This is a genomic window from Cytobacillus sp. Bac17 (assembly GCF_024519925.1).
In the GTDB taxonomy this organism is placed as follows: domain Bacteria; phylum Bacillota; class Bacilli; order Bacillales; family Cytobacillaceae; genus Cytobacillus; species Cytobacillus pseudoceanisediminis.
The window spans coordinates 21,191-35,275 of sequence record NZ_JALJRC010000011.1 but is presented as its reverse complement, the minus strand read 5'-3'; the positions used below and the strand labels follow the sequence as shown (position 1 = coordinate 35,275).

Sequence of the window (14,085 nt, the reverse complement as noted above, 5' to 3'; positions counted from 1 at the left end):
TTTTCGCTAAAGTCCTCATTCACTTGTTCCACAAGTTCATTTTGGAAAGGAGAGCATGTTCAATGATTGAATGGTTAGCTTTTCCCCTGTTGGTGGCAGGAGCTGCAGCCATCCCTAAAGGGAGCAATGAAAGGAAAAACATACAGACTATATTTGAAAACACAGGGTATGGGATCACCAATAAAAATGGGGAACCTCAATTCCCTAAATTCAAAAAGAAATATCCTATTGTGGATGGGAACGAGGAAATTGGAACAAAGTATGTTTTTCAGATCCCATTAGGCTTGCCTGCTACCAAAATGGCTGAGATGGAAAAGAAGGTGCATTTTTTCTCAGATGGATTAAGTCGGCCTGTATTGGTCGAATTTAAACCCTGGGTGATCCCTAAGGATCCACGGAAGTATTTAGTGATTAAAGTGTTTAAGAAGGATATTCCAAACTTATTCCCTTATGATCTTGTTCCGGAATGCCCTATTTATCCAGAAGATCATAAGAAGGCAGGAGAAAACAAGTGGGTAATACCATTAGGAAAAGTTTTGGAAGGAATGCTCTGGCATGACTTTGAACAGATTCCTCATATGACTGTGGCAGGCACCACGCGATTTGGAAAAACAGTCTTTTTGAAGGTCCTGGTGACATATTTGATTGATTACCATCCACAAGATGTGGAGCTGTATATCATCGATTTAAAGGGAGGTCTGGAGTTTGGAAGATATAAGCTTTTGGAACAGGTAAAAGGGGTGGCCAGCAATCCAATGGAAGCTGCTATCATGCTTGATGGCATCCACAATCAGATGCAGGAGGAATATAAGTACTTTCAAGAAAATTTCTACACAAACATATCTAATACACCCATTAAGAAAAGGAAGTTCATCATTGTGGATGAAGCAGCCCAGCTGGCCCCTGAGAAGTGGATGAAAAAAGAACAGAAAGAAATGTTAGGTATGTGCCAATACTTTTTAGGTGAAATAACCCGTATTGGTGGAGGTTTGGGCTATAGAGAAGTATTCTGCACCCAATACCCAACATCAGACACTTTGCCTCGTTCTATAAAACAAAATTCCGATGGTAAAGTAACCTTTAGGCTGCCATCCGGTTATGCCTCAGAAGTGGCCATTGATGAAAGGGGAGCTGAGGAACTGCCATCAGATGTTAAAGGCAGGGGGCTTTATAAAACTCATGAGCTCCAGAAAATGCAGGTACCACTCTTAGAAGATCATGACATGTGGAAACGATTAGAGAGATACCAGGTCCCACAATCAATGAAAGGAGCCCCAAAAAATGTTGTCGAGTATCGAGAAAAAGAAGAGCCGGCAGGAGAAGATCTTGTTAAGTTTGGATAAATTGGTTTTTGCCTCAAGAGAACATCTTCAATTGCTGCATGGATTAGGAACTGATCGGAATGCACTTAAGGTGCTGAACAGGATGAAAGACTTTCTGCACATTAAGATGCATAACGGCAAATATGTATATTATTTAAACAATGCCGGCAGGGATCTCATTGGATCTGATAAAGAAGTGAAATGGTCATTAACTGTAGATCATCACCTTCTCAGAAACGACATGTACCTTTATTTCAACCGTCCACAAGATTGGAGGATAGAGGAAAAGATCACCTTCAAATATCAAAGTGGGCTGACCTACAAAGAGACCTCGATTATCCCTGATGCAACTTTCACCCATCATAAAGTTTTTCACTTTTTAGAAGTAGATCGGACTCAATCCATGCATGAGAATAAAAAGAAAATCAAGCAATATGAACTTCTATCTCCAGCCATCGAAAAGCAATATAAGCATAAGCCTGTCCTTGTTTTCTACACCACAACTGAAAGCCGAAGGGAGATATTAAACAATTATTGTGCAGCTGTAGGCATGCTGTGTATGGTTTTCACCAAGGAAGATTTAAGATAATTACATGGACCAATAATATTTATCCATTAGCTTATTTACAATTCCGTTGAAGTAGGCAAATTCTCCTTTATTCATCCTCTTGCCTGCTTTCACCTTCATAACAAACTCCTTGAATGCTTTAAGGCCAATTTCAAGTTCCCCAGCTGATGTAAATGCTCGCTCTTCTGTCTCATGATTAATTACTCGATTACATTGTTTTACAACCTTCCAGAATTCTTGAATAGTCTCAGCCTTTGCATAGAAGGATCCTGCAAGTGAAGCAAATGCTTCTGGTACCCAATGAGCAATGAAATTTGAATTGGAGAATTGAGCCACAGCTTTACGTGTATTATTAATATTTTGTTTTAAAGAAACAGGGGTTGTTTTAATGGTCGGACACTTCCCGGACTTTTTCGGAGGGTTCTTGTCGGACACATCATTTTTAGCAGGCTGAATAATAATTGCATTGGCAGTCTGCAGCATATCCTTTTTGCGCTTCATGGAAACCTGGCGGATCATGCCAAGGTCTTCTAATTTTTTGACTAATCTTTGGACCGTTTTATAAGACAATTTCAGTATGTCTGCAATGGTGTTTTTGCACATATAGCTTACACCGATTTGCTTGCAGCTGTGACGCTTTAATAGTTCCAGTAATGAAATTAGTCTAACCTGTACATCAGAACGCTTCACAGTGGCTTTTAATTGATCCTTATAGATGCGTACAGTCTTATTCATTTCTTCAATGTCGCTAAATGTTGAAAGGTTTGAAAAAGACTCTTCTCCAGCAATTACATCAATTCGTTTCTTCATTAAAATGTCTCCCTTTGGAAACAAAAAAGCAACGGCCTGTGTTAGCAAACCGTTGCTAAAGAAACCCACAATGTAATAAACTACATCTAAGGGTACAGCAAGTGTTTGCCTAGTGCGTTAGGCGGACGGTATAAGAGTGTTGGTAGCACTACTTATACACGCTGTGCTCTTTTGTTTTTAGTTATGAATTTTTTTAGTATTCATAACCAGCTACTTGTGGTGCTGGAAAAACGGAAGTGCTGTTTGAAGGGATTAATACTGCGCTTGCCATTGGAAAAAGAGTATGCATTGCTACTCCGAGAACAGATGTTGTACTTGAGCTTGGTCCGCGGCTAAAAGCAGTCTTCCCCGGTATTCAGGTGGCTGTCCTTTACGGCGGCAGTGAAGACCGCCACCTTCAAGCTCCTTTGACCATCGCCACCACCCATCAGCTCCTCCGCTTTTATAAAGCTTTTGACACCGTAATCCTTGATGAAGTGGATGCCTTTCCTTATACGGCAGACGAAACCCTGCAGTATGCCGTCCGCCAATCCCGCAAAGAAACCTCCTCTATGATCTATTTAACTGCCACCCCCAGTCAAAAATGGCAAAATGAATGCCGCAGCGGAAAAAGAAACTTTGTCACTATCCCGGCTAGATATCATCGCCATCCATTGCCTTTACCGGATTTGAAATGGTGCGGAAATTGGGAAAAATCACTAAAAAAAGACAAACTCCCGTCAGCAATTACCTATTGGATTAGGAAGAGGCTCGACAACCAGAAGCAGTGCCTGCTCTTCCTTCCAAAAATCGATAAAATGGAAAAAGTCCTCACCATCCTTCGTAAAACCTATCCTAAAATCCAAGCTGTTCACGCAGAAGACCCCGATCGAAAAGACAAAGTCCAAATGATGCGCAATAAAGAGATCCCAATGCTTTTAACAACGACGATCTTGGAAAGAGGAGTTACCTTCCCTAATATTGATGTGGCAGTACTCGGAGCAGAAGACCGCATTTTTACAGAAAGCGCTCTTGTTCAAATTGCTGGCCGGGTTGGCAGAAGCTCTCAATTTCCAAGCGGTGATATTACCTTTTTCCATTACGGCAAAACCGAAAGCATGATCAAAGCACAGAAACAAATCCTTAAAATGAACACTGAAGCCAAAAAGAAAGGACTGATAAACCATTAACTGCTTAATATGCCATGAAGAAATCCTTTCAGCTGTCAGCTGGACAACGCTTTGGTCGCGGCCAAAAGAGAATCATTTATGCAAGGGCTGCACCGATAAACTCCCATTTATCAATGGAGATACTTGCAGTAAATGCAGCCGGCCCTTCAGTAACTTAGATCTTCAATTTCGAAAAGGGAATCTATGCGCAGATTGTCTAAGGTGGAACGGGGATCCAGAATGGTCAGGGCAGCTTCTGAAAAACAATTCCCTTTTTATATACGATGACTTTCTGAAAGAAACTATAGCCCGCTATAAGTTCCGGGGCGACTATATTTTGTCGAGAGCTTTTTCTCCTATCATTAGGGAAAAGCTGAGTACCGTGGAATTCGACTATCTCGTCCCAATCCCTCTAAGTCCCCAAAGGCTTTATGAACGAGGCTTCAATCAGTCTGCTGCCCTCATACATGAGGCAGGCTTTACCGTGACGGAGCTGCTGCATCGAATTCACTCAGAAAAGCAATCCAAGAAATCGCGATTTGACCGAATCCATTTTCATCAGGTCTTCCAGCCGCTTAATCTCCATATCGAAAATAAGAAGATTATCCTAATTGACGATATCTATACCACCGGCTCAACTCTATATCATGCAGCGAAAGTTCTGAAAGCAGGGGGCGCTGCATCAGTATGCTCGCTTACTTTGGCAAGAGGATAATGGATGGAATAAATTACAAGTTGGTGTTTTTGAACTAGATAGTTATTAGGAAAATAATCCTATGTTAAAATATTCTAATCCAGGGCAAATTTTACGAAAGTAAAAGACGCAAAGCTGCGGGCCTAAAGCAGGTTTCTGCCATGGCAGCCGGGCTGCACAGAAGAATAACTATTTTCGTTTGCCTTTTTTTATTGGAAAGGATGTTTTGAAGTGGACGAAATAAACCCACAGGATGGTGAAAACACCACTAAAGATACTGCTGAATATAACAGTCAGCAATTGGAACTAACTAAAATAAAAAATAACCTGAACCAGGCTCAGAAGATCGCAAATATTGGGAGCCTGGAGTACGATGTTGAAAACGATAGAGGGTTTTGGTCAGATCAGCTGTTCCGGATATTTGGCCTAAAGTCTCAAAAAGGCTTTTTTCCAGACTACAGAATGTATTTGAGCTATCTTCATCCAGACGACCGTCCGGCTTTTGAAGATCAGTTTCAAAAGCTGCTAAAGGAAATGAATAGTGTGGATCTGATATGCAGGATAATCAGGCAGGATGGAGAGGAACGGTATATTCATCAGCGTGCGAATTATTTTGCAGAAGATAGCGGATCACCGAAAATTATTGCAACGATTCAGGATATAACGGAAAAAAGGCGCATGGAAGAAAAGCTCTATGAAAACGAGCGAAAAATAGGACAAATCTATGAGAATCTTGATGTGGGCATTTATTCTGCCGATTTAATAGAAAGAAAGGTATTTCATTTCTCCAGGGGAGTGGAAGGTATTTTCGGGTACACAGCCGACGAGCTAATTGATAATTTCGATTTATGGGACGAAGTGATCCATCCCGATGACCTGCAAAGTCTGGAAGCCAACCGGGTGAATCTTATAGATGGGAAGAGCATTCGCTGCCAATATCGTATTTTCAATAAATCCGGTGAGCTGAGATGGGTGAATGATCATAGTATCCCCTATTTAGATGAAAGAGGCGAACTTATCCGGGTTGATGGCTTTGTCACAGACATAACAGAACAAAAACGGCTTGAAGAGAAAATGAGACATATGGCTTTTTATGATCATTTAACCGATTTGCCGAATCGAAGATACTTCGACCAAAAGCTTCAGAGCTTGGTGAAAGACAATGAGAAACACCGATTTGCCGTCCTGTTTTTTGATTTGGAGCGCTTAAAGCAGATTAATGATACATTTGGGCACTCGGCTGGAGATGAACTTCTTAGACTTGTCGCAAAAAGAATCAGGGAGAAATTAAATGTAACTTTTTTTTCAGCAAGAATTTCCGGTGATCAATTTGCTGTCATTAAGGAACATATCCAGGAAGTGGAGGACCCTGCCCAATTAGGAGATTGCATTTATCAAATATTCTCTGATCCCTTTCATATCGAGAGCTTTGAGCTCAAAATAACCCCTTCCATAGGCATTAGCATATATCCGAATAATGGGGTATCAGCTGAGGAAATGGTTAGAAATACGGAAACGTCACTTTATCATGCGAAACAGAAAGGGAAAAACAGATTTCAGGTTTATCATCCATCCATGGATATTGAATCTTATAAGTTATTTACCCTGGAACAGGATATGAGGAAAGCGCTGGTGAATGATGAGTTCATCCTGGAATATCAGCCAAGAGTCGATACGAAGACCGGCAAAATATTGAGCGCAGAGGCTCTATTGAGATGGAGTCATCCAGAATGGGGCAGAGTTTCGCCGCTTGAGTTTATACCTGTTGCAGAGGAATCCGGTTTCATTATCAATATCGGTGAATATGTGATAAGGAAGGTATGCAGGCAGCTGTTTGACTGGAAAGAAAAAGGCTTAAGTATTGTTCCGATATCTGTTAATATCTCGCCATTAAGCTTTTTGAAAAATAGTCTTGTTTCTATGATAAAGGAAGCATTAGACGAGTATCATCTGGAGGCGGAACTAATAGAAATTGAATTGACGGAATCTTCCCTAATCAATTACTCAGAGAACGTCATTTCAGTGCTTAAAGAATTGGGTTCAATGGGAGTGAAGATTGCACTGGATGACTTTGGGACCGGGTATTCCTCCATCACACAGCTGAAAAATTATAAATTTGATGTTTTAAAGATTGATAAAACATTTATACAGGCAATGGATAAAACTGCGGAAGATGCCATCATTACGGCCAATCTGATTCAGCTTGCCCATGGGCTGAATATGAAGGTGGTAGCAGAAGGCGTAGAGACTTTTGAACAATTCTATTCTTTAAGGAAGAATGAGTGTGACCAAATACAGGGATATCTTTTCAGCAAGCCAATTCCGCCATCCTCCTTTGAGCAGAAACTGTTAATTGGCACCCTGAAGCCGCAAAATATCAAGGAAGACAATGTGTTTAAAGGATTGCGCAAGTATGTTCGAATCGAGTTTCCCTATCCGCTGGAAGCAGAAATGACCATCTTAGAGCTTAACAGCAAGCCTGTTAAAATGGGCAGCACGAAAATCCTGATTGAGGATATGAGTGCAGGCGGTGTTAAATTTGCTTCAAAAATGAAACTCCCTGTGAGAAAAGATATTATTCTATTAATCGAAACCAAGCTATTAGGGGAGGTCCTTGCCTTTACCGGTACGATTGTCAGAAAAGATGAAATATCGGATACTCTGACTAATTACGGGTTTCAATTTATTATAGAAGAGGGACCTAGAGCTGAACTTGCGGGGATGCTTGATACTCTGCAGGTACAGCTAGAGCAAAACCCCTCCGTTCCTGAATCCCGATTCATAGAAACAGCCAGCAGCCAGCTGTATTTTGAATAATATTTTTCTATAATTATCCTATTCTTCGAGCTATAATAATTTCATATAAATTGAGAGAGGAAGAACCATATGGCTGAGTTATCTAACTGCCCGAAATGTGATGCCATTTTTGTCAGAAACCAATTTCGCGATGTCTGCCAGGACTGCTGGAAGGAAGAAGAAAAGGCCTATGAGACGGTTTACCAGTTCATCAGGAAGAGGGAAAACAGGACAGCGAAGATGATGGAGGTTGTCGAGGCGACCGAAGTCGAGGAAGAACTCATCATAAAGTTTATTAAGACCGGCCGTTTGAAGTTAGCGCAATTTCCAAATTTGGGGTATCCCTGTGATAAATGCGGAACAAGCATCCGGGAAGGTAAGCTATGCGGCAGCTGTGCAGGGGATTTGAAGAAAGATCTCCAGCAGTTTACCTCTGAGGAAGAACGAAGAAAAGAAGCAGCTCAAAAAGAAAAACACGGCACTTATTTTGCCGTCAATGAAAAGATCAATAGGCGATTCTAAGCTATGTGACTCATTCACATAGCTTTTTTCTATGGGCTTATAGATGTATTTTTTGCCAAAGTTAAATTAACATTTAAAGAAACTAAACTTATAGCCGATAATAGACTTAGGTTAATTCGACCGGAAAGAAAGTGAGGGGTACACATGAAAATCAATAACTTTGGTCCTTCAGGCGTGAACCCATACAAACGCCAAATGAACAAGCTTGAAAACGCAGGGAAAACAGCCAGAACGGCATCAGATAAAATCGAAATCAGCTCTACCGCAAAGGAAATGCAGCAGGTATCACAGCTGAGCGAGAACCGCAAAGCCAAAGTAGAAGAACTTAAAATCCAGGTAGAGAACGGTACTTATAAAATCAATCCAAAAGAAGTCGCGAAAAGCATCGCCAATTTTTATACGAAAAAATAATGAGGAGGGAATGGCATGTCAGCCGAATCACTTACTGCAGCGATGGAAAAACTGCTAAAGCTTCATAAAAGCCTTTATGAACTCGCAGTTAAAAAGACAGATATTATTAAAACCGGCGACATGGACGCCCTCAATCAGATGCTGAAGGATGAGCAGACTCATATTGCCGCTATCGGCCGATTGGAGAAAGAGCGGGCAAAGGCAGCGAAGTCGATAGCACCTATGCTTGAGAGCCCTGCAGTTTCCGATTGCTTAAATATCCTCACGCAGCCTGATCGCTTCAAGCTTGAGGTCATCACAAAGGAGCTTGCTGAGCTGGTATATGAACTGAAAGAGCAGAACTTCCTAAACCAGCAGCTTGTTCATCATTCGCTTCAGTTTGTAAATGTATCTATGAATCTTTTAAGGCCGCAGCCTGAAACGATGAACTACGGCCCGCCTGCCAAAAAGAATTCAGAAAAAATGAATCCAGGAATTTTTAACTCGAAAGTGTAGCAGAACGGAGGAACAAACATGCGTTCAACTTTCATGGGACTTGAAACAGCCCGCCGCGGCATGTTCACCCAGCAAAGTGCTTTATATACAACCGGACATAATATTTCAAATGCGAATACGCCAGGCTATACCAGGCAGCGGATTAACTTTTCACAGACTGAGCCATATCCTGGTGCCGGGCTTAACCGTCCGCAAATTCCGGGGCAGATGGGGACAGGAGTAGAAGCAGGATCGGTCCAGCGTATTCGTGAAGGCTTCCTGGATATGCAATATCGTACTGAAAGCACAAAAATGGGCTATTATGGTGCGATGAGTGAATCCCTGACTAAAATGGAAGAAATCATGAATGAGCCATCTGAGAATGGTCTGCATAGCACCCTTGAAAAGTTCTGGAATGCTATTCAGGATTTATCCAGCCATACAGAGAATACAGGTGCAAGGGATGTAGTTGCCGCAACCGGTCAAATGGTCGCTGATACGCTGAACTATTACTATAATTCTCTGACAAGAGTCCAGGAAGATATCGGAAGCCAGATTAACGTTAAGGCGGATGAAATCAATGCAATTGTCGCACAAATTGATAATCTAAATAAGCAGATTTCATCAGTAGAGCCACATGGCTACTTGCCAAATGACCTTTATGACCAGCGGGACGTGCTGGTGGACAATTTATCAAAGCTGGTTAATGTAAAGGTTTCTAAGGTTATTCCAGACAATTACGGCAATGCCCAGAAAATAGCGGACGGGCTTTATAATATTGAAATTGTCCAGCAGGATGGAAAGTCATTCGAGCCTCCTATTCAATTGGTTCCTGTAACGAAGGAAGCCGGAATTATGGATGTAAATAAACTTGAGGTTGAAAAAAGCAGTGATGGCTTTATTTCCGGCTTAAAGATAGGATCAGAAACTATTAATGACTTCAGTAAATTATCCGGAGAGCTTGCAGGATTAGTTAAGAGCTTTGGCTATGAATCTGGTGGCGAAGCTAAAGGGGTTTACCCTGAAATGCTGGATAAACTGAATAAAATGACAGAGGCTTTTGCGAAAGAGTTTAATAAGATCCATCGGGAAGGTTTCCCGCTCGGGGCTGATGAGCCATCTGGTTTGGACTTTTTTGAATTTACTGCGGGCAATGCGGCCCAATCGATTAAAGTAAAGCAGGAAATACTGGATGATTCCTCAAAAATTGCAGCAGGTGCAGCCAGCGGTGCTTCAGGCGATAACGGAAATGCTCAGCTGCTCGCTGATTTAAGGAAGAAAAGCTTCAGCAGCTATGAATCACTAAGTCCTGAAGAAAAGGCTAACTTAAACGGCAGCCTTGATTCGTATTATTCCGGACTCATCGGCCGGCTTGGTGTTGATTCACAAAGTGCCCAAAAAGATCTAAGGAACTCTGCCATTTTGGCTGCCTCTGTTGAGCAGAACAGGCAATCCGTCAGTGCCGTGTCATTAGACGAAGAAATGACCAATATGATTAAATTCCAACATGCATACAACGCTTCAGCAAGAAACATAACTGTGGTTGATGAAATGCTCGATAAAATTATCAACGGCATGGGCGTTGTAGGCAGATAAAGGGTGAAATAAAGTGCGCGTAACACAATCAATGCTATCAAATAACATGCTTCGAAACTTAAGCAACAGCTACAGCCGGCTGGACAAGCTTCAGGATCAAATTTCCACCCAGAAGAAATTCACCAAGCCATCAGACGATCCGGTTGCTGCGATGATGGGGATGAACTATCGTACGGATTTGAACCGGATTCATCAATATACCCGCAATATTGGAGAAGTGAGAAACTGGGTCGACAGTACAGATGATGCCCTGGATAAAGGGGTACTGGCCCTGCAGCGAATCAGGGAGCTGACTCTTCAAGCAAGCAACGGCACGCTGGAAGGAGATCAGCGGAAAGCAGTTGCTGAAGAGGTCAAACAGCTTAAAGAGCATTTACAAAATATCGGGGACACACAAGTGGGCGGAAAATATATTTTCAATGGCAATCAGACAAATGTACGTCCATCTGAATCAGGTTTTCAGAGTGGAACCATCGAGCTTGAGGTTTTTTCAGGCATCAAAATTCCTGTCAACACAGAGGGGAAAGCTTTGTTTGGGGACATGCTCAGCGATGATGGAGATATCCAAAAACTCATTACAGCTCTTGAATCAAATGATCCAGCTGTCGGGGATATGCTTGAAAGTATAGATAAGGATATAGATAATTTTTTGTCTGCTCGTGCCCAAATTGGTGCCAAACAAAATCGGGTCGATTTGATGGAGGATCGTCTTTCCCAGCAAGAAGTTTTCTCAACTAGAATCCTTTCCGATAACGAAGACATCGATATGGAGAAAGCTATCATCGACCTTACAACCCAGGAAAGCATCCACCGTGCTGCACTAAGTGTTGGGGCAAGGATCATTCAACCAACCCTGACTGACTTTTTAAGATAATCAGTGAAAAGCTATCCATCAGTGATAGCTTTTTTTCATAAGAGAGGTGTTTATCATGAACCTTCCGCAGATTAGACTGGAATCCAATTTTATCAAAATGGGTTTAAGGATAGAAAAGCCGGTACAGGAGATCGAACAGCCCCCTGCCATCCAATCTATCCAGCAGCCAAAGGCCATCCTGGAAATTGAAACAATCCCTGGAAAGCTGACGATTGACCAGACAAAAGCACGCGAAGACGTTGACCTAAGAAATGTCGGCAGAAGAATAGAAGAGTTTGCCCAAAACGGGTACCAGGATTGGCTAAAAGGGATGGAGAGAAGGACAGTTCAGGGAAGAGAGCTCATGAAAATTGAAAACGGCGGTAATCCTATCGCCTATCAGGCCAAGGAAAATAGCGAAGGCCCTCCTAACCAGTTCAATATTGGCTGGGTGCCTTCTCACAATAGCGTAAAGATTCAATACGAACCAGCCAAAGTAAACATAGAGGCACAGCCGCAAAAGCCGAAGATTGACGTTGAAATTAGAAAGCCGATTCATACCTATACACCAGGAAAAGTCAGCACAGAAATTCTTGAGAAAAACAGCCTAAATATTGATTTTATCAATCTAACAATATAGCAATGAGGTGAAAAGATGAATATCCTGACAAAGTTTCATGGTGAGCAGGAAATTAATAAGGATGACATTATTCATTTTCCGTCTGGGATACCGGGGTTTTTAGATGAGAAGAAGTTTTATATTTTTCCTCTTGACGGGACAGACTTATTTGTTCTGCAATCAGTAAAGACAACTGAGGTGGCATTTATTGTTACAGATCCGTTTGCTCTGTTTCCGCAGTATGGGTTTGATTTGCCGGATGAGACAATAGAAAAATTAGAGATTCAAACAGAAAAAGATGTAGTGACATTTGCGATCTTGACATTAAGAGAGCCATTTAAGGAAACAACCGCTAACCTGCAGGCTCCATTAGTCATTAACCAAACAAAAAAACTGGGCAAACAAGTCATTCTTAATCAAACACCTTACCAGACAAGGCATAAAATCATGACACCTCAAGAACAGGGGGAGAGATAATGCTTGTACTGACAAGGAGACTTAAAGAATCGATTATGGTTGGTGACGATATTGAAATCTCTATCCTCTCTATTGAAGGTGACCAGGTAAAGCTAGGTATCAGCGCGCCGAAAAATGTGGATATTCATAGGAAGGAAATATATCTATCTATTCAGCAGGAAAACAGCAGCGCAACTCAAACAGATGCTGGTGCAATTGAAAGTTTAAGCAACTTTTTTAAAAAGCAATAAAAAATTTTTCCAAACTATTAAACACCTGTCAAAATAAGTCGATATAACCATTGTAAAGCTAAACAGCAAAAAGGCGGCCGACTTTTCTGCTGGTTAGTAAAGCAACCACATGGATGTGGGATATATAACTCAAGGAGGAAACAAACAATGAGAATTAATCATAATATTGCGGCGTTGAATACTTATCGTCAGTTAAACAGTGCTTCAGGCGCTCAGTCAAAATCAATGGAGAAATTATCTTCAGGTCTTCGTATTAACCGTGCTGGAGATGACGCTGCTGGTCTGGCGATTTCTGAAAAAATGCGTGGACAAATCCGTGGGTTAGATATGGCATCTAAAAATGCCCAAGATGGTATTTCTTTAATCCAAACAGCTGAAGGTGCTCTAAATGAAACACATTCAATACTTCAACGTATGCGTGAGTTATCAGTACAAGCTTCAAACGATACAAACACAGAAACTGACCGTAATGAACTTCAAAAAGAAGTAGATCAATTAGTAGAAGAAATGGATAGAATATCTAGTACAACAGAATTTAATACAAAAAAATTGCTAGATGGTTCATTAAAAGGTGTAACAGAAGAGCTAGGAAGTGTTTCTTTTGATAACCAAGGGGATAAAGCTCTTTTTGATTCAGTTGTAGCAACTACACCTGCAGTTGCTGGAACTCCAGGTTCTGAAGCAAATGAAACAATTAATGTTAAAATCACTGACTATGACGCTACTGCTGGCACTTACTCTATGGAGTGGACTACTCAGGATGGTCAATCTAATACAATTACAGGCATTGCTGCTACAGGTGGAGCTCAAACAATCGCTACTGCAGATGGTTCATATTCACTTACTTTAGGTGCATTAACAAGTGATTCTATCGGAAAAGAAGCTACATTCACTTCACGTGCTTCTATAGAAGAATATGCCGATAGCAGTTTATCTTTCCAAATTGGTGCCAACTCTTCTCAAACTATGAGAGTGGGTATTGGTGATATGAGTTCAACTGCATTGAATGTTAAAGGTATTGATGTAACTTCTGCAGGTTCAGCTGAAGCAGCTATTACTGCAGTAAACAAGGCAATTGAAGATGTATCTGCACAACGTTCAAAACTTGGTGCTTACCAAAATCGTTTAGAGCATACTATCAATAACTTGGGTACTTCTTCAGAGAACTTAACTGCTGCTGAGTCTCGTGTACGTGACGTTGATATGGCTAAAGAAATGATGGAACAAACTAAGAATTCTATCCTTTCTCAAGCAGCTCAAGCAATGTTGGCTCAAGCAAACCAACAGCCACAAGGCGTCCTTCAATTATTACGTTAATCTGAGTAGTAACTTAGATAAATTTAGTAAGACCCTGAATATTTTTCAGGGTCTTTTTTAACAGATTTAAATAATTCATTCTATATAAATTACAACAAAATAGGAATTATTACCTAAATATCCTAATGGATACGCAATAGAAATCTACTAATTAAAGTTAGAGAGGCAAAGCTACGTGTCTAGGTTGTATAACATATGGTAGCCGGGTCGAAAACAGAAAAAAGCGTCAGTTTTTTTATGCTACTTGT

The 14,085-nt window shown here is 41.1% G+C and carries 14 protein-coding genes, 2 pseudogenes and 1 riboswitch; of the genes and pseudogenes, 15 read left to right on the top strand and 1 reads right to left on the bottom strand.

The window, feature by feature from the left end:
• The first annotated feature begins 62 nt into the window (after nt 1-62).
• Entirely contained in the window at nt 63-1,343 is a 1,281-nt protein-coding gene (locus tag NR125_RS14490) for an FtsK/SpoIIIE domain-containing protein (RefSeq protein ID WP_256815542.1), read from the top strand.
• A complete protein-coding gene (locus NR125_RS14485; protein WP_256815541.1) occupies nt 1,336-1,911 on the top strand; it encodes a replication-relaxation family protein in 576 nt (191 codons plus the stop codon). The genes NR125_RS14490 and NR125_RS14485 overlap by 8 nt, the downstream gene beginning before the upstream one ends.
• Here the strand turns inward: NR125_RS14485 and NR125_RS14480 are convergent, their stop codons facing one another.
• Complete coding sequence (locus NR125_RS14480) at nt 1,912-2,700, bottom strand: helix-turn-helix domain-containing protein (RefSeq protein ID WP_256815540.1); 789 nt, start codon at nt 2,698-2,700, stop codon at nt 1,912-1,914. It lies immediately after the preceding gene.
• Between the two features lie 209 nt (nt 2,701-2,909).
• Here NR125_RS14480 and NR125_RS14475 point away from each other — a divergent pair.
• The 13 genes and pseudogenes from NR125_RS14475 to NR125_RS14420 form a co-directional block, all read left to right on the top strand.
• Nucleotides 2,910-3,869, top strand: a pseudogene (locus NR125_RS14475) (ATP-dependent helicase ComFA); the annotation flags it as partial.
• Nucleotides 3,865-4,008: pseudogene (locus tag NR125_RS29925) on the top strand (ComF family protein); the annotation flags it as partial. The pseudogenes NR125_RS14475 and NR125_RS29925, both read left to right, overlap by 5 nt.
• 222 nt (nt 4,009-4,230) lie before the next feature.
• On the top strand, nt 4,231-4,563 hold the full coding sequence (locus NR125_RS29610; RefSeq protein WP_009331976.1) for a ComF family protein: 333 nt from the start codon (nt 4,231-4,233) through the stop codon (nt 4,561-4,563).
• A 73-nt stretch (nt 4,564-4,636) separates the two neighbouring features.
• A riboswitch (cyclic di-GMP riboswitch) is annotated at nt 4,637-4,723 on the top strand.
• Nucleotides 4,724-4,773: 50 nt separating this feature from the next.
• Nucleotides 4,774-7,359, top strand: a complete 2,586-nt coding sequence (locus NR125_RS14465) for an EAL domain-containing protein (protein WP_256815539.1) — start codon at nt 4,774-4,776, stop codon at nt 7,357-7,359.
• A 69-nt stretch (nt 7,360-7,428) separates the two neighbouring features.
• Nucleotides 7,429-7,860, top strand: a complete 432-nt coding sequence (locus tag NR125_RS14460; RefSeq protein WP_071156343.1) for a TIGR03826 family flagellar region protein — start codon at nt 7,429-7,431, stop codon at nt 7,858-7,860.
• 144 nt (nt 7,861-8,004) lie between these two features.
• Entirely contained in the window at nt 8,005-8,271 is a 267-nt protein-coding gene (flgM, locus tag NR125_RS14455; protein WP_009331973.1) for a flagellar biosynthesis anti-sigma factor FlgM, read from the top strand.
• Nucleotides 8,272-8,286: 15 nt separating this feature from the next.
• Nucleotides 8,287-8,766, top strand: a complete 480-nt coding sequence (locus NR125_RS14450) for a flagellar protein FlgN (protein WP_009331972.1) — start codon at nt 8,287-8,289, stop codon at nt 8,764-8,766.
• An 18-nt stretch (nt 8,767-8,784) separates the two neighbouring features.
• Nucleotides 8,785-10,341: a flagellar hook-associated protein FlgK gene (gene flgK / locus NR125_RS14445; RefSeq protein WP_009331971.1), complete on the top strand. Its 1,557-nt coding sequence runs from the start codon at nt 8,785-8,787 to the stop codon at nt 10,339-10,341.
• Nucleotides 10,342-10,354: 13 nt separating this feature from the next.
• Nucleotides 10,355-11,215 (top strand): flagellar hook-associated protein FlgL, encoded by an 861-nt coding sequence (gene flgL, locus NR125_RS14440; protein ID WP_256815538.1) that lies wholly within the window; start codon nt 10,355-10,357, stop codon nt 11,213-11,215.
• Between the two features lie 55 nt (nt 11,216-11,270).
• Nucleotides 11,271-11,834: a DUF6470 family protein gene (locus tag NR125_RS14435; RefSeq protein WP_256815537.1), complete on the top strand. Its 564-nt coding sequence runs from the start codon at nt 11,271-11,273 to the stop codon at nt 11,832-11,834.
• A 15-nt stretch (nt 11,835-11,849) separates the two neighbouring features.
• A complete protein-coding gene (gene fliW, locus NR125_RS14430; protein ID WP_256815536.1) occupies nt 11,850-12,290 on the top strand; it encodes a flagellar assembly protein FliW in 441 nt (146 codons plus the stop codon).
• The gene (csrA, locus tag NR125_RS14425; RefSeq protein ID WP_252245539.1) at nt 12,290-12,520 is read left to right on the top strand and encodes a carbon storage regulator CsrA; all 231 of its coding nucleotides are present in this window, start codon (nt 12,290-12,292) and stop codon (nt 12,518-12,520) included. The genes fliW and csrA overlap by 1 nt, the downstream gene beginning before the upstream one ends.
• Nucleotides 12,521-12,667: 147 nt before the next feature.
• On the top strand, nt 12,668-13,837 hold the full coding sequence (locus NR125_RS14420; RefSeq protein ID WP_256815535.1) for a flagellin N-terminal helical domain-containing protein: 1,170 nt from the start codon (nt 12,668-12,670) through the stop codon (nt 13,835-13,837).
• Nucleotides 13,838-14,085 lie beyond the last annotated feature (248 nt).